General features: G+C 73.6%; 22 protein-coding genes. 20 read left to right on the top strand and 2 right to left on the bottom strand.

The window, feature by feature from the left end:
- Positions 1-126: 126 nt before the first annotated feature.
- The 5 genes from E6J59_08425 (at position 127) to E6J59_08405 (ending at position 5298) form a co-directional block, all read left to right on the top strand.
- Positions 127-996, top strand: coding sequence for a YicC family protein (locus E6J59_08425; GenBank protein ID TMB20445.1), 870 nt, complete (start codon positions 127-129; stop codon positions 994-996).
- Positions 997-1117: 121 nt separating this feature from the next.
- The gene (locus E6J59_08420) at positions 1118-1648 is read left to right on the top strand and encodes a cytidylate kinase (GenBank protein ID TMB20444.1); all 531 of its coding nucleotides are present in this window, start codon (positions 1118-1120) and stop codon (positions 1646-1648) included.
- Positions 1645-3789 (top strand): bifunctional (p)ppGpp synthetase/guanosine-3',5'-bis(diphosphate) 3'-pyrophosphohydrolase, encoded by a 2145-nt coding sequence (locus E6J59_08415; protein TMB20443.1) that lies wholly within the window; start codon positions 1645-1647, stop codon positions 3787-3789. The genes E6J59_08420 and E6J59_08415 overlap by 4 nt, the downstream gene beginning before the upstream one ends.
- Positions 3786-4229, top strand: coding sequence for a RidA family protein (locus E6J59_08410; GenBank protein ID TMB20442.1), 444 nt, complete (start codon positions 3786-3788; stop codon positions 4227-4229). The genes E6J59_08415 and E6J59_08410 overlap by 4 nt, the downstream gene beginning before the upstream one ends.
- A gap of 97 nt (positions 4230-4326) precedes the next feature.
- Positions 4327-5298, top strand: a complete 972-nt coding sequence (locus E6J59_08405; protein TMB20441.1) for a hypothetical protein — start codon at positions 4327-4329, stop codon at positions 5296-5298.
- Between the two features lie 16 nt (positions 5299-5314).
- Here the strand turns inward: E6J59_08405 and rpmB are convergent, their stop codons facing one another.
- On the bottom strand, positions 5315-5530 hold the full coding sequence (gene rpmB / locus E6J59_08400; GenBank protein ID TMB20440.1) for a 50S ribosomal protein L28: 216 nt from the start codon (positions 5528-5530) through the stop codon (positions 5315-5317).
- Between the two features lie 179 nt (positions 5531-5709).
- The gene (gene rfaE2 / locus E6J59_08395) at positions 5710-6189 is read right to left on the bottom strand and encodes a D-glycero-beta-D-manno-heptose 1-phosphate adenylyltransferase (protein TMB20439.1); all 480 of its coding nucleotides are present in this window, start codon (positions 6187-6189) and stop codon (positions 5710-5712) included.
- Positions 6190-6288: 99 nt separating this feature from the next.
- Here rfaE2 and E6J59_08390 point away from each other — a divergent pair, with 99 nt between their 5' ends.
- The 15 genes from E6J59_08390 to E6J59_08320 all read left to right on the top strand — a co-directional run.
- A complete protein-coding gene (locus E6J59_08390) occupies positions 6289-7698 on the top strand; it encodes a glucose-6-phosphate isomerase (GenBank protein TMB20438.1) in 1410 nt (469 codons plus the stop codon).
- 8 nt (positions 7699-7706) lie between these two features.
- Positions 7707-9413 (top strand): DNA mismatch repair endonuclease MutL, encoded by a 1707-nt coding sequence (gene mutL / locus E6J59_08385; GenBank protein ID TMB20437.1) that lies wholly within the window; start codon positions 7707-7709, stop codon positions 9411-9413.
- A gap of 28 nt (positions 9414-9441) precedes the next feature.
- Complete coding sequence (gene miaA / locus E6J59_08380; protein ID TMB20436.1) at positions 9442-10368, top strand: tRNA (adenosine(37)-N6)-dimethylallyltransferase MiaA; 927 nt, start codon at positions 9442-9444, stop codon at positions 10366-10368.
- The gene (locus E6J59_08375; GenBank protein TMB20435.1) at positions 10368-11348 is read left to right on the top strand and encodes an acetyl-CoA carboxylase carboxyltransferase subunit alpha; all 981 of its coding nucleotides are present in this window, start codon (positions 10368-10370) and stop codon (positions 11346-11348) included. Before miaA ends, E6J59_08375 begins: the two co-directional genes overlap by 1 nt.
- A 365-nt stretch (positions 11349-11713) precedes the next feature.
- On the top strand, positions 11714-12805 hold the full coding sequence (pheA, locus tag E6J59_08370; GenBank protein ID TMB20434.1) for a prephenate dehydratase: 1092 nt from the start codon (positions 11714-11716) through the stop codon (positions 12803-12805).
- Positions 12805-13899: a histidinol-phosphate transaminase gene (locus E6J59_08365; GenBank protein TMB20433.1), complete on the top strand. Its 1095-nt coding sequence runs from the start codon at positions 12805-12807 to the stop codon at positions 13897-13899. Before pheA ends, E6J59_08365 begins: the two co-directional genes overlap by 1 nt.
- On the top strand, positions 13896-14768 hold the full coding sequence (locus E6J59_08360; protein TMB20432.1) for a prephenate dehydrogenase/arogenate dehydrogenase family protein: 873 nt from the start codon (positions 13896-13898) through the stop codon (positions 14766-14768). The genes E6J59_08365 and E6J59_08360 overlap by 4 nt, the downstream gene beginning before the upstream one ends.
- Complete coding sequence (gene aroA, locus E6J59_08355; protein TMB20431.1) at positions 14768-16069, top strand: 3-phosphoshikimate 1-carboxyvinyltransferase; 1302 nt, start codon at positions 14768-14770, stop codon at positions 16067-16069. Before E6J59_08360 ends, aroA begins: the two co-directional genes overlap by 1 nt.
- Positions 16066-16731, top strand: a complete 666-nt coding sequence (locus E6J59_08350; GenBank protein ID TMB20512.1) for a (d)CMP kinase — start codon at positions 16066-16068, stop codon at positions 16729-16731. The genes aroA and E6J59_08350 overlap by 4 nt, the downstream gene beginning before the upstream one ends.
- A 114-nt stretch (positions 16732-16845) precedes the next feature.
- Positions 16846-18552 (top strand): 30S ribosomal protein S1, encoded by a 1707-nt coding sequence (locus E6J59_08345; protein ID TMB20430.1) that lies wholly within the window; start codon positions 16846-16848, stop codon positions 18550-18552.
- Between the two features lie 6 nt (positions 18553-18558).
- A complete protein-coding gene (gene sppA / locus E6J59_08340) occupies positions 18559-19482 on the top strand; it encodes a signal peptide peptidase SppA (GenBank protein TMB20429.1) in 924 nt (307 codons plus the stop codon).
- Positions 19483-19490: 8 nt separating this feature from the next.
- Positions 19491-19802 (top strand): integration host factor subunit beta, encoded by a 312-nt coding sequence (locus tag E6J59_08335; GenBank protein TMB20428.1) that lies wholly within the window; start codon positions 19491-19493, stop codon positions 19800-19802.
- Positions 19803-19885: 83 nt separating this feature from the next.
- A complete protein-coding gene (locus tag E6J59_08330; GenBank protein ID TMB20427.1) occupies positions 19886-20371 on the top strand; it encodes an HIT domain-containing protein in 486 nt (161 codons plus the stop codon).
- 71 nt (positions 20372-20442) lie between these two features.
- Positions 20443-21849: a magnesium chelatase gene (locus tag E6J59_08325; protein ID TMB20426.1), complete on the top strand. Its 1407-nt coding sequence runs from the start codon at positions 20443-20445 to the stop codon at positions 21847-21849.
- A gap of 96 nt (positions 21850-21945) precedes the next feature.
- On the top strand, positions 21946-22987 hold a 1042-nt coding region (locus E6J59_08320; protein ID TMB20425.1), incomplete at its 3' end, for a hypothetical protein.

Here is a 22987-nt window from a genome sequence, read left to right as displayed (position 1 = left end):
TCCCTCCTGCGGCGTGCCTTCAGGCACGCCTCGTCGGTCGTCGCTGCGCTTGCCGCTCTCGCTCCCCGGCTCGTTCGCCTCGCTCACCATGATTACCCGGACGGACTCCTAGGCGGCGTGCGCAGCATGACGGGATACGGCGCCGGGCGCGCCGATGCGCCGACCGCGCGCGTGACGGTCGAGGTCCGCGGCGTCAATCAGCGCTTTCTCGACCTGAAGATCGTGGCTCCGCGCGAGTACGCGGCCTGGGAGCGCGAGATGCGCGGGCGCGCGAGTGCGATGGCGCAGCGCGGGCGGGTCGAGATCACCGTTGCACGCGCGGCGGTGGCGGCGCGGCGCCGCTACGCCGTGGTCGTACGCGCCGAGCTGGCGCGCGCCTACGTGGCGGCGGCGCGCCGGCTCGGCCGGCGCCTCGGGCTCGAGGGGGACGTCGCCCTGGTCGACGTCCTCCGCCTGCCCGACGTCTTCGAGGTGAGCGAAGAGCCACCCGAGCTGCGCGGCGAGCTCCCGGCGCTGCGCCGCGCGCTCGCGCGCGCGCTCGGCGCCTTCGACCGCGAGCGCCGGCGCGAGGGCGGCCACCTCCGCCGCGACATGCTCGGCCGCGCGGCGGCGCTCAGGCGGGCGACGGCGGCCATCCGCCGCCGGTTGCCGCACGCTCTGGCCGCGCTCAGGAACCAGGTCGAGGAGCGCCTGGTGCGCCTGGTGGGCGGCGCCGAGCTCGACCGCGGGCGGGTGGCGCAGGAGGTCGCCATGCTCGCCGAGCGGAGCGACGTGACCGAGGAGGTGGTGCGGCTCGAGGCGCACCTCGGCGCGCTCGCCACGGCGCTCGGCGAGCGCGGCCCGGTCGGCAAGCGCATCGAGTTCCTGCTCCAGGAGATCCAGCGCGAGCTCAACACCACCGGCGCCAAGGCGGGGGACCGCGAGATCACGGACCTGGTGCTCGGCGCGAAGGCCGAGGTGGAGAAGCTGCGCGAGCAGGTGCAGAACGTGGAGTGATGCGGGCAGTCGGCCGTGGTGACGACGGGGGCTTCCGGCACGCCCGGGAGCCTCCGCGCGCCCCGGCGGCGGGCGCGGCCGCCTCGTGCAGAAGCGCGAACGACGCGCCTATAATGGCCGCGTGCTGATCACCATCTCGGGCCTGCCCGGCAGCGGCAAGACGACCGTCGCGCGCCTGGTCGCCCGGGCCCTCGGCCTGGAGCACGTCTACGCGGGCGACCTCTTCCGCCGCCAGGCCGAGGCCGCCGGGCTGACGCTCGAGGAGTACGCGCGCCGCGCCGAGACCGATCACTCGATCGACCGCCGCCTCGACGACGCGATGCGCGCGCGCGCCCGGCGGGGCGACGCGGTGCTCGAGGGCCGGCTCGCCGCCTTCAAGGCCGAGGAGGCGGGCGTGCGCGCGCTGCGCGTCTTCCTGGACGCCCCCGAGCGGGTGCGCGCCGCGCGCATCGCCGGGCGCGAGGGCGGCGACGCGGCCGAACGGCTGCGGCAGATCCAGGCGCGCGAAGCCTCGGACGCGCGCCGTTACCGCGAGATCTACGGCGTCGACTACCACGACCCCGGGCGCTACGATCTCGTGCTCCACACCGACGGCCGCTCGCCCGAGGAGCTGGCGGCCGAGATCGTGGCGCGCGCGCGGCGGGCGTCATGACCATCGGCGAGCTGGTAGAGCGCGTGCGCGCCTACACCCCGACCGCCCCGGTCGACGTGATCCAGCGCGCCTACGAGTTCTCGGCGAGCGTGCACAAGGGCCAGCGGCGCGCCTCGGGCGAGCCCTACCTGACCCACCCCCTCCAGGTGGCGGGCATCATCGCGGACCTCCGCCTCGACGTGCCGAGCGTCGCCACCGGCCTCCTGCACGACACGGTCGAGGACACGCTCGTCACGCTCGCCCAGGTCGAGGAGCGCTTCGGCGCCGAGATCGCGGGCCTGGTCGACGGCGTCACCAAGATCGGCCGGATCAACTTCACCTCGCGCGAGGAGAAGCAGGCGGAGAACTTCCGCAAGATGCTCCTCGCCATGGCGCGCGACATCCGCGTCATCCTGATCAAGCTCGCCGACCGCACGCACAACATGCGCACCCTCGGCCACCTGCCGCCCGAGCGGCAGGCGGACATCGCGCAGGAGACGCTCGACATCTACGCGCCCCTCGCGCACCGTCTCGGCATCTACTGGATCAAGTCGGACCTGGAGGACAACGCACTGCGCTTCCTCCACCCCGAGGTCTACTACCAGCTGAAGCGCAGCGTCGCGAAGCGTAAGGCCGAGCGGGAGAAGTACATCCGGGAAGTCATCTCCGTCCTCGGCAAGAAGCTCGCCGAGTCCGAGGTCGAGGCCGAGGTGAGCGGGCGTCCCAAGCACTTCTACTCGATCTACCAGAAGATGCAGGCTCAGAACCTGCTCTACGACCAGATCCACGACCTGGTCGCGTTCCGCATCGTGGCGGACTCGGTCGGCGAGTGCTACCAGGCGCTCGGCGTGGTGCACGCCCACTGGAAACCGGTGCCCGGGCGCTTCAAGGACTACATCGCGCTCCCCAAGGCGAACGGCTACCAGTCGCTGCACACCACGGTGATCGGCCCCTACGGCGAGCGCATGGAGATCCAGATCCGCACCCGCGACATGCACCGTGTGGCCGAGTACGGCGTGGCCGCGCACTGGCGCTACAAGCAGCCGGGCGCCGAGGGCGACGGCGCGCAGCGCTTCGCCTGGCTGCGGCAGATGCTCGAGTGGCAGCAGCAGCTCCAGGACCCGCAGGAGTTTCTCCGCTCGGTGAAGGAGGACCTGTTCGCCGAGGAGGTGTTCGTCTTCACGCCCAAGGGGGACCTGCTCAACTTCCCGCTCGGCTCGACGGTCATCGACTTCGCCTACCGCATCCACTCCGAGGTCGGGCACCACTGCGCCGGGGCGCGCGTCAACGGGAAGATCGTGCCGCTGCGCTACCAGCTGCAGAGCGGCGACACGGTCGAGATCGTCAGCACCGCCAACCAGCAGCCGTCGAAGGACTGGCTCAAGCTGGTGAAGACGCCGCGCGCGAAGGGGCGCATCCGCGCCTGGGTGAAGGCGCAGCAGTCGAGCCGCTCGGTGGCGGTGGGGCGCGAGATCCTGGAGCGCGACCTCGGCCGCCACCAGCTCGACCTGGCGAGGCTGCGCGGCGACGGCACGCTGCGCCGCGTGGCCGACGAGCTCGGGCAGAAGGACGAGGACACGCTGCTCGCGAGCGTCGGCTACGGGAAGCTGACGGCGCAGCAGGTGCTCGGCAAGCTCCTCTCGCCCGAAGAGCTCGAGCGCCGGCGCGAGCGGGGCGAGGGCCGCCTCCAGCGCCTGCTCCGGATGGTCAGCCGGCAGACGAAGAGCGGCGTCCAGGTCTCGGGCGTGGAGGACATGCTGGTGCGCTTCGGGAAGTGCTGCAGCCCGCTGCCCGGCGAGCGCATCACCGGCTTCATCACGCGCGGGCGCGGCGTGACGGTGCACACGCTCGACTGCCCGAAGGTGCTCGAGAGCGACCCGCAGCGGCGGATCGACGTGCAGTGGGAGGACGGGAAGGGGACGCCGCGCCCGGTGCGCGTCGAGGTCACGTGCGTCGACCAGCCCGGGCTGCTCGCCGCCATGTCGAAGGCGATCAGCTCGGCCGGCATCAACATCACCCGCGCCCACGTGCACGCCCTCGGCGACCGCAAGGCGCAGAACGTCTTCGAGCTGATGGTGACCAGCGCCGAGGAGCTGAACCGCGTGATGCGCAACCTGGGCCGCGTGCGCGGCGTGATGAAGGTGGCGCGGGTCCGCACGTGAGCCGGATCGCGAGCGACGGCGCGCCCCGCGCCCTCGGGCCCTACGCGCAGGCGGTGGTGGCGGGCGACCTCGTCTTCTGCTCGGGGCAGGTGGGCATCGATCCGGCGAGCGGCGCCCTCGTCCCCGGGGGGATCGCGGCGGAGACGGCGCGCGTGCTCGAGAACCTGGGCGCGGTGCTGCGCGCAGCCGGGCTCGGCCTCGCGGACGTCGTCAAGACGACGGTGTACCTGACCGACCTGAGCGAATTCGCGGCCATGAACGAGGTCTACGGCCGCTACTTCCCGCTCCCGCATCCGGCGCGCGCCACCGTGCAGGTGGCGCGGCTGCCGGCGGGCGCGCGGGTCGAGATCGAGGCGGTGGCGGCGCGGGCGCATCCCGGCGCGGGACAAGGGTCCCGAGACCCTGCTCCTTCCGGCGGCGGTCCGAGGAGCCGTGCATGAACGCGAGGCTCGGGCGCCGCTGCGAGCCGTAGGGCCCGGGCGGGCTTCGCAATTTAGGCTTCCCAACGGCACGGTTATTGGGTAGATTGCCAGCCCAATGCGCCACCCTCGGGGCCTCGCCCTGCTCGCCGTAATCACCTTCGCCCAGGTGCTCGCCGCGCGCCCCGTCGGCGCCGAGGCGCCCTTCAGGCGCCCGCACATGCACCGGCCCGGGCACGGATGCCAGATCGCCGTGGGCCCGGTCACCGTGCCGCGCGGCACGGAGCTCACCGAGTGCACGTACGTGAAGTTCCCGGGCAAGCGGGACATGGCCGTCAACCGGGTGAGGATCAAGGTGAGCGGCGGGAGCCACCACGTCCACCTCTACCGCCCGGCCGATCCCACCCTGGACAAGCCCGACGGCGCGGAACTCTGCAACTTCGCCCTCGACTTCAGCGTCTGGCAGCTGATCCTGGCGACGCAGGAGCTCAACCTCGACTGGAAGCTGCCGCCGGGGGTCGCCTTCCACTTCCGCGCCGGCGAACAACTCGCCGCGCAGACCCACTTCGTCGACAACGGCCTCCTGCGGACGCCGAGCGGAAGGGGCTGGGCGCTCTTCAACCTCTACTCGATGCCGCGGAGGAAGCTCACCTCCTACGCCGGCGCGTTCTTCGGCCAGGACCGCGACGTGGTCGTGCCGCCGCACGCAACCTCGACCGCCACCACGCGCTGCGTCTTCCCGAAGCCGGTCAGGCTCCTCGCGCTGACCGGCCACTACCATTACCGCGGCGTCGAGTTCACCGCGGGCACGTGGGACGGCACGAGCGGCGTGCAGCTCTACGACCAGCACGGCTACCTCGATCCGCCCTTTCTCCGCTACTCGGCGCTCGACGCGCCCACGGTGAGCGGTCTCCAGTGGCAGTGCACGTACGACAACCCGACCGATCAGACGTTCACGTTCGGCCCCTTCACGGAAGAGAACGAGCACTGCAACCTGTTCGCGTTCTACTACCCGACCGCCACGCCCGACGAGTTCACGACCTGCGTCCAGAAGGACGGCGTCGTGACCACCACGGTGCGGGGCGAGTGACCCGGGAGACCGCCGGCTAGGCGGTCGCGCCGCGCCGCTGCGGTGCGGCTTTCAGCACCCGCCCCGAGCGCAGGCAGCGGGTGCAGACGAGGAGCCGCCGCCCGCCGCCGGCCACGCTGGCGTGCACCCGCTGGAGGTTCGGCCGCCAGAGCCGCTTCGTCTTGTTGTTGGCGTGGCTCACGTTGTGGCCGACGGAACGCTGCTTGCCGCAGATGTCGCACGCGCGCGCCATGGGGCCGGTTGCGTAGCACGCGGCCGGGGGCGGTGCAACGTGCGGGCGGGCGGGACGGCGGCGGGAGGGGCGTCGGCGCTCCCGCTCGCGCGCCGCCGCCCGCCGCCTTCTCCACCGACGCGCCGCGCGCGGCGCGCTCGAAGGTCGCGGCGCGCCCCTCCCGCCGCCGGTGCGCGCCGTTAGCGCTCCCGGATGCGGCGGATCAGCTCGCTCGTGGAGATGCCGGGGACGAGAGGGATGCGCTCGACCACTCCGCCGCGGGCGAGGGTCTCGTGGCGGCCGGCGATCTCGTCCTCGGGCCAGTCGGCGCCCTTGACCAGCACGTCCGGGCCGAGCGCGGCGACGAGCGCGCGCGGCGTGTCCTCGTCGAACACGATCACGTGATCGACGGCGGCGAGGCCCGCGAGCACCTCGGCGCGTTCCTCGGCGCGGAGGATCGGCCGGCCGGGGCCTTTCAGGCGGCGGACCGAGGCGTCGCCGTTCAGCCCGACGACCAGCACGTCGCCCAGCGCGCGGGCGGCGTCGAGGTAGCGCACGTGGCCGGGATGGAGGAGATCGAAGCAGCCGTTCGTGAACACCACGCGCGCGCCCGCCGCGCGACGCGGCGCGAGCGCGGCCGCGAGCGCGGCCAGGTCGGGCGCGAGCTTCGGTACCGGCACGGCGGGCGAGCATAGCGCACGCCTTCAGCGCGCGGAAACCCGCGGCGGAAACCCGCAGCTTGACCCCCCGGGGCGGCAGCAGCTACACCCGGCCGCACGATGGCGAACTACCGACGCCGTCGCTGGCGGGAGACCATGACGGTCCGCGTCGACCTGAACGGGCTCCTCGCCGCGGCGGTGGGGGCGGGCGGACTCGCCGCCGAGGAGGTCACGGGGCTCGAGCCGGAGCTCGCCCGCGTGCGCGACGAGCTCGCGGGGCGCCGGGCCGCGGGCGCGCTCGCCTTCGCCGAGCTGCCGCACCGGCACGACGACGTCCGCCGCGTCCTCGACGTGGCGGCCGGCGTCGGGGCCGACGTCGACACGCTGGTCGTGCTCGGCATCGGCGGCTCCGCGCTCGGCACACGCGCGCTGCTCGGCGCGCTCGGCGACGCGGCCGGCGGGCGGCGGGTGATCGTCGCCGACTCGATCGACCCCGACGCCTTCGGCGCGCTGCTCGCACGGATCGACCCGCAGCGGACGCTCTTCAACGTGATCAGCAAGTCGGGCGAGACCGCCGAGACCATGGCCCAGTTCCTGGTCGTGCGCGACCGCCTGCTGCGCGAGCTGGGCGCGGTCGACTACAAGCAGCACCTGGTCGTCACCACCGACGCGGAGAAGGGCGTGCTGCGCCAGATCGTCAACGACGAGGGCTTCCGCGACCTGGTCGTGCCGAGCGGCGTGGGCGGGCGCTTCTCGGCGCTCACCGCCGTGGGGCTCTTTCCCGCCGCGATCGCCGGCATCGACGTCGAGGAGCTGCTCGCCGGTGCGGCGCACATGGACGAGCGTGCGCGCGCGGCCGCGCCGCTCGCCGACCCGGCGCTGGCACTGGCGGGGATGCTCTTCCTCCTGGCCAGCGCGCACGCGAAGCCGATCGTCGTCTTCATGGCGTACTGCGAGCGCCTGGCGGCGACCGCCGACTGGTTCTGCCAGCTCTGGGCGGAGAGCCTCGGCAAGGCGCAGGACCTCGCCGGCCGCACCGTCGAGTGGGGCCAGACGCCCGTGCGCGCGCTCGGCGCCGCCGACCAGCACTCGCAGCTCCAGCTCTACGTGGCGGGCCCGCGCGACAAGGTGGTCCTCTTCGCGCGCGTCGAGGACCACGGCGTGGTGGTCGACCTGCCGACGACCTACCAGGACCTGGAAGGGGTCGGCTATCTCGGCGGCCACTCGCTCGGCGAGCTGCTCAACGCCGAGCACCAGGCGACCGAGCTGGCGCTCGCCAAGTGCGGCCGGCCGAGCGCGACCTTCGTCCTGCCGGCGGTGAACGCCTTCACGCTGGGGCAGCTCCTCTACCTCCTCGAGACGGCGACCGTCGCCGTGGGCGCGCTGGCGGGTATCGACCCGTTCGGGCAGCCCGGTGTCGAGGAGGGGAAGCGGCTCGCCTACGGGCTCATGGGACGCCCCGGTTTCGAGGCGAGCCGCGTCGAGGTGGAGGCCTGGCTGGCGCGCAAGGACGCGCGCTTCATCCTGTAGGTCGCGTCATGGGCAAGATCGCCGTGCTGCCGCCCGCCGTGCAGGGGCAGATCGCGGCCGGCGAGGTGATCGACCGCCCGGCCTCGGTGGTGAAGGAGCTGGTCGAGAACGCGCTCGACGCCGGCGCCCACCACGTGGACGTGCGGCTCGCCGCGGGCGGGCTCGAGCTGATCGCCGTGCGCGACGATGGCGAGGGCATGGCGGCGGAGGACGCGCTGGTCGCCTTCGCGCGCCACGCGACCAGCAAGCTCGCGCGCGCGGAGGACCTGCCGACGGTCGCGACGCTCGGCTTCCGCGGCGAGGCGCTGCCCAGCATCGCCGCGGTGGCGCGGGTCCGCGTGGTCACCCGCCGGGCCACCGAGGCGGGCGGCGTCGCGGTCGAGGCGGATGCGGGAGGCGCGCGGTCGGCGGGCGCGGCGGGCGCGCCGCCGGGCACGAGCGTGGAGGTGCGCGGGCTGTTCGCCGCGACCCCGGCGCGGCGGAAGTTCCTGCGCAGCCCGGCGACCGAGGTGGGACACGCCGTGGACGTGCTCACGCGGCTGGCGGTCGCGAGCCCGACCGCCGGTTTCCGCCTCGAGCACGACGGGCGCGAGGTGCTCGCCTTCCCGCCGGTCGCCGGGGCGCGCCAGCGCCTCGTGCAGGTGCTCGGGCGCGAGCGCGCCGAGGGCCTCGTGCCGGTCGAGGCCGCCGCGGGCGGCTACGCGCTCACCGGCTTCCTCGCCCCGCCGCGCGAGACGCTGGCGACTGCGCGCCTGGTGTGGACCTACGTGGCCGTCGGCGGCGCGGGCAGCGCGCGCTGGGTGCGCGATCGGCTCCTCCTGCGCGCCGTGCTCGATGGCTATGCCGCGCTCGTGATGCGGGGCCGCTACCCGATCGCGGTCCTCTTCCTCACCATCCCGCCCGGCGAGGTCGACGTGAACGTGCATCCCGCGAAGCTCGAGGTGCGCCTCAGGACCCCGGCGGCGGTGCACCAGCTGGTCGTGCCCGTGCTGCGCGCCCGCCTGGCAGCGGCGCTCGCCCCGCCGCCGGCGGCGCTCGCGCGCGAGGCCGCGCTCCCCTACGGGGCGCCGCGCGGGGAGGGCGACCCGCACGCCGGGCCCGCGGCACAGGCCCCACTCTGGACGCCCGCGCCGCGCGGGTTTGCGGCGCTGCGCTTCATCGGCCAGATCTTCGAGGGCTACCTCCTCTGCGAGGGCGAGGGACGCGTCGTGCTGATCGACCAGCATGCGGCCCACGAGCGGGTCGCGTTCGAGCGCCTGCGCACCGAATGCCGCGCGGGCGGCGTCGCGCGCGACCGCCTGCTCGTGCCGGAGACGATCGCGCTCGCGGCGGCCGAGTCGGCCGCGCTCGCCGAGCACGCCGCGGCGCTCGCGGCCGCGGGCCTCGAGGGCGAGCCCTTCGGCGAGGGCACCTTCCTCCTGCGCACCGTGCCACGGCTGCTCGCCGGACGCGACGTGGGCGCCCTGGTGCGGGCCGTCGCCGGCGAGCTGGTCGAGGAAGGGGCCAGCGCGGCGGCCGAGCGCGCCACCGACGCGGCGCTCGCCACCATCGCCTGCCACGGCGTGGTGCGCGTCGGGCAGCGGCTCGGCGCGGCCGAGGCGCAGGCGCTCCTCGCGTCGATGGACGGCGTCGAGGTCTCGGCCCACTGCCCGCACGGCCGCCCCGTCGCCGCCGAGCTACCCCGCGGCCAGCTGGAAGCGCTGTTTCGGAGATGAGGCCGGTGGCCCCCAGATGAGTTGAATCATGCGCGTCCTCTGCATCGTCGGCCCGACGGCGAGCGGGAAGAGCGCGCTCGCGCTCGACCTCGCCGAGCGGGTGGGCGGCGAGATCGTGTCCGCCGACTCGCGGCAGGTCTATCGCGACCTCGACATCGGTACGGCCAAGCCGACCGCGGCCGAGCGCGCCCGCGTCCCGCACCACTGCCTGGACCTGGTCGCGCCGAGCGAGGCTTTCGATGCGGCGCGCTTCCGGGACGCCGCGCGCGCGGCGATCGCAGACATCGTCCGCCGCGGCCGCGTGGCGCTCGTGGTGGGCGGCACGGGCCTCTACGTGCGTGTGCTCCTGGGCGGCCTCTGCCCGGCGCCGCCGCGGGTGCCGGCGCTGCGCAGGGCGCTCGCGCCGGAGGAGGCGGCGGCGCTGCATCGCCGGCTCCGAGTCCTCGACCCCGCAGCCGCGGCGCGCATCGCGCCCCGCGACCGGGTGCGCATCGTGCGCGCGCTCGAGGTGGCGCTCACGACCGGCGTGCCGCTCTCGCGCTGGCAGGCCGAGCACGGCTTCGCCGAGCCGGCATACGACGCGCTGGTGATCGGCCTCGCCCGCCCCACGCCCGAGCTGAACGCGCGCATCGCGGCGCGCGCGCGCGCGATGGCGGAGGCGGGCTTCCTGGACGAGGTGCGTGCGCTTCGCCGGCGCGGGCTCGGCGCCGGGGCGCCCGGCCTCTCGGCGGTCGGCTACCGCGAGCTGCTCGCCTGCGTGGAGGGGCGGACGGACCTGGCGACTGCGCTCGCGGCGACCGTGCGTGCGACGCGCCGGTTCGCGAAGCGCCAGCGCACCTGGTTCCGGCGCGAGCCTGGGATCGTGTGGTGCCACCCGGAGCGCGAGGCGGGAGCGATCGCGGCCGCGGCCGAGGGATTCCTGGCGGGCGCGGCGCCGGCGGCGCGGCCGGCGTGATGGGCGGGCGGGCGGCGGCCACGCCGACCTATCTCGACTTCGAGCGGCCGCTCGAGCGGCTCGATGCCGAGATCGCCCGCCTGGCCGGCGCGAGCCCGAGCACGGCCGAGGGCGAGTGCCTCCGCCGCCTGCGCGCCGAGCGCGGGCGCGTGCAGCAGGAGCTCCTCGTGCGCCTGACGCCGTGGGAGCGCGTGCAGCTCTCGCGTCACCCCGACCGCCCCTCGGCCCTCGACTACCTGGGCGTCCTCTGCCGGGACCTGGTCGAGCTGCACGGCGACCGCCGCTTCGGCGAGGACGGGGCGATCGTCGGCGGGCTCGCGCGCTTTCGCGGCCACGCCGTCGTGGTAGTCGCGCAGCAGCGCGGCCGCTCCGCCGCCGAGCGCCTCGCGCGTAACTTCGGCATGCCGCGCCCCGAGGGCTACCGCAAGGCGATCCGCCTCTTCGAGCTGGCGGAGCGCTTCCGGCGCCCGGTCATCACCTTCGTCGACACGCAGGGTGCGGACCCCGGCATCGGGGCCGAGGAGCGCGGGCAGGCGGAGGCGATCGCGGCGAGCCTGCGCACGCTGGCAGCGCTCCGCGCGCCGGTGGTGAGCGCCGTGATCGGCGAGGGCGGGAGCGGCGGGGCGCTCGCCCTCGCCCTCGCCGACCGCGTGCTGATGCAGGAGCACGCCTGGTACTCGGTCATCTCGCCCGAGGGCTGCGCCTCGATCCTCTTCCGCGAGCGCACGCCCGAGACCGTCGCGCGGAGTGCGGCGCTCCTGCGCCTGACGGCGGCCGAGCTGGCCTCGTTCGGTGTGGTGGACGCGATCGTGCCCGAGCCGGGCGGTGGCGCGCACCGCCAGCCGGCGCGCGCGGCCGTGCTCCTGGGCCGCGCGCTCGAGCGCCACCTGACGGCGCTCCGCGGGATGCCGCCGGGGGCGCTGGTCGCGCGCCGCTACGCCCGCTACCGGCGCATCGGCCGCGATCTGCCCGCGGTGTGAGCGCTCGCAGCACTCTAGGCCGCCGGCCGCAGCGGCCTCGGGCCGGTGGTCTCGATCCGGATCGGCCCCTCCGACGACGCGTGCCGGTCGCGGGTGAGGACGTATGCGGCGACGAGTCCGCCGAGACCCCAGAGGAGCGGCGCTAGCGATGCCAGCTCCACGCTCATGGTATCGCCCTCCTTTCCACTGCCTGGCACAATGCAACGGCGATGCCACCGGGGGCGCGCGCGAAAGGCCGCGGCGCCCGGGCGTGCAGGCTCGAGCCTGCGTCGTTTTGCCCGTTCGCCGTGTCGCCAAATCGCACCGCGGCCGTTGCAAGTTTGCAAAACACCAGGTCGCGGGCTAGACCACGCGCCGAGCGCCGCATGCTGCGCAAGGCCTCGATTCCCGCGCTCCGGCAGCAGATCGACCGGATCGACGACCAGCTGCTGCGCCTTCTCAACCGACGCGCCGCGCTCGCGCTCGCGGTCGCCGAGCAGAAAGCGCGCAGCAACTCCGGGGTGTATGCGCCGGCGCGCGAGAAAGGCGTGCTCGAACGCCTGGTGCGCGCGAACCGGGGTCCGCTGCCCGTCCACCTCGTGCGGGCGATCTTCCGCGAGATCATCTCGGCCTCGCGCAGCCTCGAGCAGCGGCTCCGCATCGCGTACCTGGGGCCCGAGGCGACCTTCGCGCACCTCGCGGCGCGCCAACAGTTCGGTGCGGCGGCCGACTACCTCGGCGCCCCCTCGATCGCCGACGTGTTCCACGAGGTGGAGAGCGGCCGTGCGGACGTGGGTGTGGCGCCGGTCGAGAACTCGACCGAGGGCATGGTCGCGCACACGCTCGACCTCCTCGCCGCCTCGCCGCTGCAGATCTGCGCCGAGATCTCGCTGCCGGTCCGGCACAACCTGCTGGCGCGGGCGGGCACGGGCATGAGCGGCATCCGGCGAATCGCCGCGCATCCACAGGCGCTGGCGCAGTGCCGGCACTGGCTCGGGGAGCACCTGTCCGGCATGCCGATCGAGGCCGAGGCGAGCAACGCGCGCGCGGCCGAGCGGGCGCGCGCGGAGGAGGGGACCGCCGCGATCGCCGCCGAGGCCGCGGCGGAGACCTACGGTCTCGCCGTCCTCTCCCCCGCGATCAACGACGAGCCCGGTAACCTGACTCGTTTCGTGGTGCTCGCGCCGCACGACACCGGACAGCCGACCGGCGACGACAAGACCTCGATCCTGTTCAGCGTGCGCGACGAGGTCGGCATCCTGGCGCGCATGCTGAAGCCCTTCGCGGCGCACGGCATCGACCTCATCAAGATCGAGTCGCGGCCGCTGCGCGGGCGGCCCTGGGAGTACGTGTTCTATCTCGATCTGAAGGGGCACCGGCGCGAGCGGCGGGTGCAGCAGGCGCTCGCCGAGGTCGAGCGCGGAGCGACGCGGCTCAAGGTCCTGGGCTCGTACCCCGCGGCGCCGCCCGAGGCCTGATGGACGTGCGCGCCCTCGTGCCGGAGTGGATCCGGACGCTCACCCCGTACCCGCCCGGCAAGCCGATCGAGGAGCTCGAGCGCGAGCTCGGCATCCGCGACTCGATCAAGCTCGCCTCGAACGAGAACCCGCTCGGCCCCTCGCCGAAGGCCGTCGCCGCGATCACGGCCGCGCTCCGCAACTTGCACCGCTACCCCGACGGCTCGGCCTTCCATCTGAAGCGCCGGCTCGTCGCGCGCCTCGGCGTGTCCGAGGACGAGCTCGTCGTCGGCAACGGCTCGAACGAGATCATCGAGTTCGCCGTGCGCACCTTCCTCCGTCCCGGCGACGAGGCGGTGATGGCGGACCAGGCCTTCGTCATCTACCGGCTGGTCGTGCAGGCCGCAGGAGGTACCAGCCGGGTTGTCCCGCTGCGCGACTTCACGCACGACCTGGAGGCGATGGCCGCCGCCGTCACGCCGCGCACCCGGCTCGTCTTCCTCGGCAACCCGAACAACCCGACTGGCACGATCTTCCGCCGCCGGGCGTGGGAGGCGTTCCTGCGCGCCGTGCCCCGCCACCTGCTGGTGGTGGCCGACGACGCCTACGCCGAATACGTGGAGGACCCCGAGTACCCCGACACCATCCGCGAGCGCGGCGACGGCCGCGTGCCCGTCCTCTCGCTCCGCACCTTCTCCAAGCTCTACGGCCTGGCCGGGCTCCGCATCGGCTACGGGGTCGCTCCCGCGCCGGTGATCGACGCGCTCGAGCGCATCCGCCAGCCCTTCAACGTGAACGCACTCGCGCTCGCGGGCGCGCTCGCCGCGCTCGACGACGAGGAGCACGTGCGCCGGACGCTCGCCACGAACCGCGCCGGCATGGTGTTCCTGGTCGACGCGTTCCGTGCCCTCGGGCTCGCGCACGTGCCGAGCGCGGCGAACTTCGTGCTGGTGCGGGTGGGCGACGGCGCGCGCGTCTACGAGGCGCTGCTCCGCCGCGGGGTCATCGTGCGGCCGATGGCCGTCTACGGCTTTCCCGAGCACGTGCGCGTGACGATCGGCACCGAGGCGGAGAACGCGCGCTTCTCGACGGCGCTGCGCGCGGTCCTCGCATGACGCCGCTCTTCGCCCGGCTCACGATCGCGGGGGTCGGCCTGGTGGGCGGCTCGCTCGGCGCGGCCGTGCGCGCCGCCGGGCTGGCCGGCGAGGTGGTCGGCTTCGGGCGCACGGAGGCGAACCTCCGTCGGGCGCGCGAGCGCGGCCTCGTCGATCGCGTGACGTGCGACGCGGCGGCCGCGGCCGCCGGGGCCGACGCGATCGTGCTCGCGGTGCCGGTCGGCGCGTCGGCGGCGCTCGCGGCGGCGCTCGGCCCGCACGCGAACACGGGCACGCTGCTCACCGACGTGGGCAGCGTGAAGGGGGAGGTCGTCGCCACGCTCGAGGCCAGGTGGGCCGGCATCGGAGCGGTGGTCGGCGCCCATCCCATCGCCGGCAGCGAGGCGTCGGGCGCGGGCGCGGCGCGCGCCGACCTCTTCCGCGGGCGGCGCTGCATCCTCACCCCGACGCCGGTGACCGATCGGGCCGCGCTCGGGCGCGTGCGCGCGCTCTGGGAAGGGGTGGGGGCCCGGGTCGAGGAGATGCCGCCGTCGCTGCACGACGAGCTCCTCGCGCGCGTGTCGCATCTGCCCCATCTCCTCGCCTATGCGCTCGCGACGGCGGTGGGCGAGCAGACGATCGGCGGCCGGCGCGCGCTCGACTACGCCGGCGGCGGCTTCCGCGACACGACGCGCATCGCCGCCAGCCCGGCCGAGCTGTGGCGGGACATCGCCCTCGCGAACGCGCCCGCGCTCGCCGCGGCCCTGGGCGAGTTCCGCGCGGCGCTCGCCCGGCTAGAGGGGCTGCTCGCCGCGCGCGACGCCGCGGGCCTCGAGGCGGCGCTCGCCCGGGCGCGCGCCCTGCGCCGCCGCCTGGGCGGGGAGGAGTGATGGCGACGGTGCGCGTGGGGCCGCCGCCCGGCGGCCTCGCCGCGACGCTCGGCGTCCCCGGCGACAAGTCGATCGCGCACCGGGCACTCCTCCTCGGCGCGGTCGCCGAGGGCGCGACCACCGTCACGGGCTTCCCGGGGGGCGGCGACGTCCTCTCCTCGCTCGGCGCCATGCGGGCCCTCGGCGTGTGCATCCAGCAGGCGGGGGACGCCGTCCGCATCGAGGGTGCGGGCGCACGCCTCGGGAGCGACGGCCGGGTCGCGATCGACTGCGGCAACTCGGGCACCACCATGCGGCTCACCGCCGGCCTGGTCGCCGCCGGGCCGGGCACGGTCGTGCTCGACGGCGACGCGTCGCTCCGCCGCCGCCCGATGGAGCGCGTGGCGGCGCCGCTGCGCGCCATGGGGGCCGCGGTCGAGACGACCGACGGGCATGCGCCGGTCACCGTCCGCGGCGCCGCGCTCCGGGCGATCGACTGGACGCTCCCGGTGCCGAGCGCGCAGTTGAAGTCGGCGCTCCTGCTCGCCGGGCTCTCGGCGCGCGGCACCACGCGGGTTTGCGAGCCGCTCGCGAGCCGCGACCACACCGAGCGACTCCTCGGGCATCTCGGCGTGCGCCTGCGGCGCACGGCCGGATCGATCGAGGTGAGGGGGGGGCAGCGGCCGATCGGCGCGGCCGTCCCGCTCCCCGGCGACGTGTCGTCGGCGGCGTTCCTGGTGGTCGCGGCCCTCGTCGTGCCGGGCTCGGAGCTCCGCCTGCCGGGGGTGGGCGTGAACCCGACGCGCACCGGCGCGCTCGCCATCCTCCGGCGCATGGGGGCGCCCATCGAGGTGGTGGACACGCACGACGTGGCAGGCGAGCCGCGCGCCGAGCTGCGGGTGCGCACGGCGCGGCTCCGCGGCACGACGGTCACGCCGGCCGAGGTGCCGGGCGCGATCGACGAGCTGCCCATCCTCTGCGTCGCGGCCGCGCTCGCCGAGGGCGAGACGACGATCACGGGCGCGGGCGAGCTGCGCCTCAAGGAGAGCGACCGCATCGCGGCGCTGGAGCAGCTCCGCCTCCTCGGCGTCGCGGTCGGCGCGACCGCGGACGGCCTCGTCATCCGCGGCACGGGCGGCCGGCGCCTGCGCGGCGGCCGCGTCGAGTCGCACGGCGACCACCGCATCGCCATGGCGTTCGGGGTGGCCGGGCTCGCGGCCGACGGCGGGGTCGAGATCGCCGACGCGGGCGCGGCCGAGGTCTCGTTCCCGGGCTTCTTCCGGCGCCTGGCCGAGCTGGGCGCGGCGGTGGAGGGGCTCTGAGGCCGCTGGTCGCGGTCGACGGACCCGCCGGCGCGGGGAAGTCGAGCGCCAGCCGCGCCCTCGCGCGCCGCCTGGGCTTCGGCTACGTCGACACGGGCGCGATGTACCGCGCCGTCGGCGTGCTCGCCGCCGAGCGGGGCATCGACCCGGACGATGCCGCGGCGCTCGGGCGGCTCGTCGCCGCGCTCGACTTCGAGCTCGCCGACGACGGCGAGCGGCTCCTCGTCGGCGGGCGGAATCTCTCGGCGGCGATCCGCCGGCCCGAGGCGGGCGAGCTGGCCTCGCGGGTGTCGACCCAGCCGGTCGTGCGCCAGCGCCTGGTCGCCCTGCAGCGCGCGCTCGGCGCGGCGGGCGGCATCGTGATGGAGGGCCGCGACATCGGGACGGTCGTGTTCCCGGACGCGCCGGTGAAGCTCTACCTGACCGCCGACCCGGCGGTGCGAGCGGCGCGGCGGGCGGCGGAACTGCGCGCCGGCGCCGCGACGATCGACGAGGCGGCGCTCGCCCGCGAGCTCGCGGGGCGCGACCGCCGCGACGCCGGGCGTGCGCACTCGCCGCTCCGTCGGGCCGCCGATGCCGTCGTCCTCGACACCACGGCGCTCACCCTGGAGGAGGTGGTAGAGCGCATGGAGCGCCTCGTGCGCGAGCGCTGGCCCGGCTGAGCTCGAATCATCCAGGCACCTAATTTCACGCTTGAATACCCTGCGGGAGCGGAGTATGTGGGGACGGTTCATCCGCATTCCGCAAGAATCCCGCCCGCAGGGGGTACCGCTTTGATGCCCGAGACGACGAAGCCGTCCGATCGCGAGATCGGCGCCGAAGAGGACTTTGGTGCCCTCTTCGAGCGGAGTCTCAAGAGCCCGAAGCAGGGCGAGGTGATCACCGGCCGGGTCGTCTTGATCGGGCGCGACGCCGTCACGATCGACATCGGCTACAAGTCCGAGGGCACCATCCCGATCCACGAGTTCATGACGCGCGACGGCGAGCTCACCGTGCACGAGGGCGACGAGGTCGACGTCTACTTCGAGGCGAGCGACACCGAGTCGGGCGACATCGTCCTCTCGCGGCACAAGGCCGAGCAGTTCAAGGTCTGGCGCGAGATCGAGAAGGCCTACGAGCGCGACGGTGCGGTCGAAGGGACAATCGTCGGCAAGGTGAAGGGCGGGCTCAAGGTGGACATCGGCGTGGCCGCGTTTCTCCCCGGCTCGCACGCCGACCTCCGGCCGACGCGCAACCTCGACCGCTACATCGGCCAGCGCGGTCGCTTCGCCATCCTCAAGTTCAACCGCTCGCGCGGGAACGTGGTGGTGTCGCGCCGGTCGGTCCTCGAGCGCGAGCGCACGGCGCTCAAGTCCGAGACCCTCAAGGTGCTGGAGGAGGGCGTCATCCTCGAGGGCACGGTGAAGAACATCACCGACTACGGCGCCTTCGTCGACCTCGGCGGCATCGACGGGCTCCTCCACGTGACCGACATGTCGTGGGGCCGCGTCGGGCATCCCTCCGAGGTCATCAACGGCGGTGACCGCGTCAAGGTGGTCGTCCTCAAGTACGACCCGGAGCGCGAGCGCGTCTCGCTCGGCATGAAGCAGATCATGCCCGACCCGTGGACGACCATCGCCGAGCGCCTGCCCCTCAACGCGCGTATCCGGGGCAAGGTCGTGAGCCTCACCGACTACGGCGCCTTCGTCGAGATCGAGAGGGGTATCGAGGGCCTGATCCATGTCTCCGAGATGTCGTGGACCAAGCGGGTGACGCATCCCTCCAAGGTGCTCGAGGTGGGCCAGGAGGTCGAGGTCCAGGTGCTCGACATCGACCCGACCAACCGCCGCGTGTCGCTCGGACTCAAGCAGACCGAGCCGAATCCCTGGGAGCTGGTGCGCATCAATCACCCGGTGGGCTCGAAGATCCGTGGCAAGATCAGGAGCATCACCGACTTCGGCCTCTTCGTCGAGGTGGAGGAGAGCATCGACGGCTTGGTGCACGTCTCCGACCTCCACTGGACGAAGAAGGTCAAGCACCCCTCGGAGCTCTACCGGAAGGGCGACGAGGTCGAGGCGGTCGTGCTCGGGATCGACGTGGACAACGAGCGCATCTCGCTCGGCATCAAGCAGCTCACCGAGGACCCGTGGCTGCAGGTGCCGAAGCGCTACGCGCCGGGCACGCGGGCCAGGGGCACGGTCACGAGCGTCACCGACTTCGGGGTGTTCGTCGAGCTGGAGGAGGGGATCGAGGGGCTGGTGCACGTCTCGCAGCTCTCGACCGAGCGCGTCGACAAACCGTCCGCGCTCTTCAAGCCCGGCGACCCGGTCGAGGCGGAGGTCACCACGGTCGACGCGCGGGAGAAACGGATCGGGCTCTCCATCAAGGTGCTCCGCAAGACCGAGGAGCGCGCCGACATGGAAGCCTATCTGGCGCGCGAGCGTGACAGCGGGCGGTTCTCGCTCGCCGACGTGATGCCCGAGGCCGACAAGCAGAAGGGCTAGCCGCGCGTGGCCGGCGGCGCGGGGGCGGAGCCCGAGGCGATGGCGCGACGACACCCCATCTTGCGCGTGTTCACGCTCCTGGCCGTCGGTGCGCTGGTGGCGGGCGCGCTGGTGGCGGGGCTGGCGCTGTTCGGCGGCGGCCTCGGCGAGCGCCCGCTCTACGGCAACGTGGTCGGCGTGGTCGAGCTGCGCGGGGTGATCCAGGACGCCAGCGATCTGGTGGAGGCGCTCGAGCGCTTCCGCACCAGTGACAAGACCGTTGCCGTGGTGCTCCGCATCGACTCGCCCGGCGGCGCTGTCGCGCCCTCGCAGGAGATCTACGACGAGGTGTGGCGCGTGCGCGAGCGCAAGCCCGTCATCGCCTCGCTCGGCAGCGTCGCCGCCTCGGGCGGGTACTACGTCGCCTCGGCGGCGAACAAGATCGTCGCCGACCCGGGGACCATCACCGGCTCGATCGGCGTCATCATGAGCGTGCCGTACTACGCGCCGCTGGCGGACAAGATCGGCTTCTCGGAAGAGACGGTGAAGAGCGGCCGCTACAAGGACACCGGCCACCCGCTCCGCAAGCTCACCCCCGACGAGCGCACGCTCCTGCAGGGGATGGTGGACGACGTGCTCGGGCAGTTCGTCGAGGCGGTGGCGCACGGCCGCAACATGAAGCCCGCGCAGGTGCGCGCCCTGGCGGATGGGCGCATCTACTCGGGTACCCAGGCGCTGGCCGCCGGCCTGGTCGATCGGCTGGGCGGCCTCGAGTCCGCGACGCGGGAAGCGTGGAGCGAGGTGAACCAGCCGGGCGAGCCGCGCGTGTGGCGTGTGCGGTTCCGCCGGCTGCCGTGGCTCCTCCAGCTCCTCGGCGAGACGCTGCTGCCCGCGCCACGCGAGACGCCGGGCGGCCTCTTCTTCCTCTACCGGGGTCCCGTCCCCCGATGAGCGCGAGCATGACCAAGCGCGACCTGATCGACGAGGTGCTGAATCTCTTCCCCCGCTTCTCGCGCCGCGACGCCGAGGTGATGGTGAACGCGGTCTTCGACAGCATGGCCCAGGCGCTCACGCGCGGCGAGCGCATCGAGATCCGCGGCTTCGGCAGCTTCGTCGTGAAACACCGGCAGGCGCGCGAGGGGCGGAACCCGAAGACGGGCGTGCTGGTCGCCGTGCACGCCAAACGCGTCCCGTTCTTCAAAGTGGGGAAGGAGCTCCGCCTGCGCGTCGACGGCAAGCCGTGGACGGCGGCCGACGCGGACGAGCCGTAAGCGCGGTCGCCCGCGCCAGCAGCTAAGGCAAGGGCGGGCACCAGACGCTCTTCGTGCTATCCTGACCGGCACGGGAGGAGCGCATGGACGTCCTGTGGGCGCCCTGGCGGATGACCTACATCGGCGCCGCCCGGGAGGAGCGGGAATGCATCTTCTGTGCCGCGCGGGCGGGTGAGGCGCGCGAGCGCCTGCTGCTCGGCACCACCGCGCACAGCCTCGTGATGCTGAACCGCTACCCGTACCAGAACGGGCATCTCATGTTGGCACCGCGCCGCCACGCGGCCGACTTGCCGACGCTGCCCGCGGCCGAGCACACGGACCTGGCCGAGACCCTGCGCCGCGCGCTTGCGTCGCTCGAGAGCGCCCTTCACCCCGAGGGGTTCAACCTGGGCATGAACCTCGGCGCCTGCGCCGGCGCCGGCGTGCGCGACCATCTCCACTGGCACATCGTGCCGCGCTGGGCGGGCGACACGAACTTCATGCCGGTGGTGGGCGACGTGCGCGTCATGCCCGAGCACCTGCTCGCGACCTACGACCGTCTCAAGCCCGCCTTCGCCTGGCTCGGGTGAGGTCGCGGATTGTGCCGCGCGTGCGGCGGTGCGTATAATCCGCGCACTTCTCTCGAACGGGGGACGCGCTCGTGCCGGAGGTTGGATCGCCGCGAACGCTGGGGGAGCTCAGGGCTGCGGGGGACCGGGTGCTCCCGGTCCGCGAGGAGATGCGGAAGAACCTCCTCGCCCGCCTCGGCCGGGGCGAGCGCATCCTCCCGGGCATCATCGGCTACGATGACACCGTCATCCCCGAGATCGAGAACGCGATCCTCGCCGGGCACCACATGGTCTTCCTGGGCGAGCGCGGGCAGGCGAAGAGCCGCGTCATCCGGGGCCTGACCTCGCTCCTCGATCCGCTCGTGCCGGTGATCGCCGGCTGCCCGATCAACGACGACCCGATCGCGCCCATCTGCCGCGAGTGCAGGCGGCGCGCGGCAGCCGAGGGCGATGCGCTCGCGCTCGCCTGGATCGGGCCCGACGAGCGCTACGCCGAGAAGCTCGCGACGCCCGACGTCTCCATGGCCGATCTGGTGGGCGAGATCGACCCGATCAAGGTGGCCGAGGGTCGCTACCTGGCCGACGAGGAGACCATCCACTACGGCCTCATCCCGCGCACGAACCGCGGCATCTTCGCCATCAACGAGCTGCCGGATCTCACCGAGAAGGTCCAGGTCGGCCTCTTCAACCTGATGGAGGAGAAGGACGTCCAGATCAAGGGCTACAAGATCCGCCTGCCCCTGGACATCGTCATCGTGGCGAGCGCGAACCCCGAGGACTACACCAGCCGCGGTCGGATCATCACCCCGCTCAAGGACCGCTTCGACGTCCAGATCCGCACCCACTACCCGCGCTCGCTCGAGGACGAGATCGCGATCATGGAGCAGGAGGTGCCGGTCTCCGACCGCGAGGCGACGGCGGTGCGGGTGCCCGACTTCATGAAGGAGATCGTCGCCCATCTCACCTTCGAGGCGCGCGGCTCGAACGAGATCAACCAGTCCTCGGGCGTGAGCGTGCGCGTCACCATCAACAACTACGAGAGCCTCCTCTCCAACGCCGAGAAGCGCGCCGTGCGCCTGGGCGAGCACGAGATCGTCCCGCGGCTCACCGACCTGCACTCGATCCTCGCCTCCACCGCCGGCAAGATCGAGCTCGAGTACGTGGGCGAGGACAAGCGCGAGGACGACCTGATCGACCGGCTCATCAACCGTGCCGTGCTCAAGGTGTGGGACCAGTACCTGAAGGTCGAGGCGCTCAGGAAGGTGACCGAGCACTTCGAGGCGGGCTGGGGCGTGGAGGTCTCCGACCGCATGCGCGCCGAGGAGTACCTCGAGGGCATCCGCCAGATCCCCGGGCTGCGCGACGCGGTGGCGCAGCTCGGCCCCTTCGAGAGCCCGGGCCTCATGGCGGCGGCCATCGAGTTCGTGCTCGAGGGGCTCCATCTCCACCAGAAGCTCAACAAGGACCGCGCCGGCGGCCGATACACCTACCGCGCGTAGCGCCACGGGCGCGCGCCGCTGGGTGCTCGCGCCGTCGCCCTGGCTGCGCCCGGGCGCGGTTCTCTTTGCGCCGGGGCTGCGCTAAGGTCGCCGGCGATGCTCCGCGTCCGCTACACCGCCTGGGACGGCACCCAGGAGATCCGCCTCGAGGCGGACCGGGTCCTCGAGAAGCTCGCCGAGTACCTCTCCTTCACCGACGACGTGCAGCAGGCGCTCGACTGGCTCCTCCACCAGGGGCTCGAGTGGGAGGACGGCGTGCGCGTCATGGGGCTGGACGACTTCCTGGAGCAGCTCCGCGAGGCGATGCGGAGCCGCTACCGGGAGGTGAACCTGCGCGAGGCGTTCCGCGAGTTGCGCGAGAAGCTGGAGGAGCTGCTCGACCTCGAGCGCGATACGCTCGACCGCCGCGGCGACGCCGAGGCGGCCGCCCGCAGGCGGGAGGTGCTCGACCGCCTCTCGCCGCGCCTCTCGCAGGCGCTCGAGCAGTTGCGCGACCACCCCTTCGCGGACGACGACGCGCGCCGCATGCTCGAGGACCTGCTCGAGGAACTCGACGACATCCGCGACCTCGAGGACTTCCAGCGGCGCTACGGCGACCTCTTCCAGGGCCCGCGGTCGCTCTCCTACAGCGAGGCGGTCGAGCTGATGCGGGAGATGGAGCGCCTCAAGCGCCTCGAGGAGGAGCTGCTCTCCGGGAACTTCGACTCGGTCGATCTCGAGAACCTGGGTGCGCTCCTCGGGCCGGAGGCGGCGCGCAACTTCCGGCTGCTGAAGGAGGTCATGGTCCTCCTCGACGACGCGGGCTACGTGACCCAGCGCGAGGGACGTGCGCACCTCTCGCCCAAGGGCGTGCGCAAGATCGGCCAGCTCGCGCTGCGCGATATCTACCAGGGGCTGCTCCGCGACCGGGCCGGGGGCCACCAGACCGACCATCGCGGCTCGATCGACCTCCGCCCCGAGGAGACCAAGCGCTACCGGCACGGTGACCCGCTGGTGCTCGATCTGGTGCGCACCTTGAAGAAGGCGCTCGCCCGGCGCCCCGGCACGCCGCTCGACGTCCGCCCCGAGGACTTCGAGGTGCACGCCGCCGCGCACACCACCACCACCTCGACCGTCCTCCTCCTCGACATGAGCTGGT

Source organism: Deltaproteobacteria bacterium, from assembly GCA_005879795.1.
GTDB lineage: Bacteria > Desulfobacterota > Binatia > DP-6 > DP-6 > DP-6.
Note: the sequence above shows the minus strand (reverse complement) of the source record. Positions and strands in the feature narration are given on the sequence as shown.

Bases quoted from the DNA above. Each gene is read 5' to 3' on its own strand.
- E6J59_08330 (TMB20427.1), top strand. From the start codon at position 19,886: ATGGACGTCCTGTGGGCGCCCTGGCGGATGACCTACATCGGCGCCGCC.
- E6J59_08335 (TMB20428.1), top strand. From the start codon at position 19,491: ATGACCAAGCGCGACCTGATCGACGAGGTGCTGAATCTCTTCCCCCGC.
- E6J59_08415 (TMB20443.1), top strand. From the start codon at position 1,645: ATGACCATCGGCGAGCTGGTAGAGCGCGTGCGCGCCTACACCCCGACC.
- E6J59_08365 (TMB20433.1), top strand. From the start codon at position 12,805: ATGGACGTGCGCGCCCTCGTGCCGGAGTGGATCCGGACGCTCACCCCG.
- rpmB (TMB20440.1), bottom strand. From the start codon at position 5,530: ATGGCGCGCGCGTGCGACATCTGCGGCAAGCAGCGTTCCGTCGGCCAC.
- E6J59_08405 (TMB20441.1), top strand. From the start codon at position 4,327: ATGCGCCACCCTCGGGGCCTCGCCCTGCTCGCCGTAATCACCTTCGCC.
- pheA (TMB20434.1), top strand. From the start codon at position 11,714: ATGCTGCGCAAGGCCTCGATTCCCGCGCTCCGGCAGCAGATCGACCGG.
- aroA (TMB20431.1), top strand. From the start codon at position 14,768: ATGGCGACGGTGCGCGTGGGGCCGCCGCCCGGCGGCCTCGCCGCGACG.
- mutL (TMB20437.1), top strand. From the start codon at position 7,707: ATGGGCAAGATCGCCGTGCTGCCGCCCGCCGTGCAGGGGCAGATCGCG.
- E6J59_08390 (TMB20438.1), top strand. From the start codon at position 6,289: ATGGCGAACTACCGACGCCGTCGCTGGCGGGAGACCATGACGGTCCGC.
- E6J59_08345 (TMB20430.1), top strand. From the start codon at position 16,846: ATGCCCGAGACGACGAAGCCGTCCGATCGCGAGATCGGCGCCGAAGAG.
- E6J59_08360 (TMB20432.1), top strand. From the start codon at position 13,896: ATGACGCCGCTCTTCGCCCGGCTCACGATCGCGGGGGTCGGCCTGGTG.
- E6J59_08375 (TMB20435.1), top strand. From the start codon at position 10,368: ATGGGCGGGCGGGCGGCGGCCACGCCGACCTATCTCGACTTCGAGCGG.
- E6J59_08425 (TMB20445.1), top strand. From the start codon at position 127: ATGACGGGATACGGCGCCGGGCGCGCCGATGCGCCGACCGCGCGCGTG.
- miaA (TMB20436.1), top strand. From the start codon at position 9,442: ATGCGCGTCCTCTGCATCGTCGGCCCGACGGCGAGCGGGAAGAGCGCG.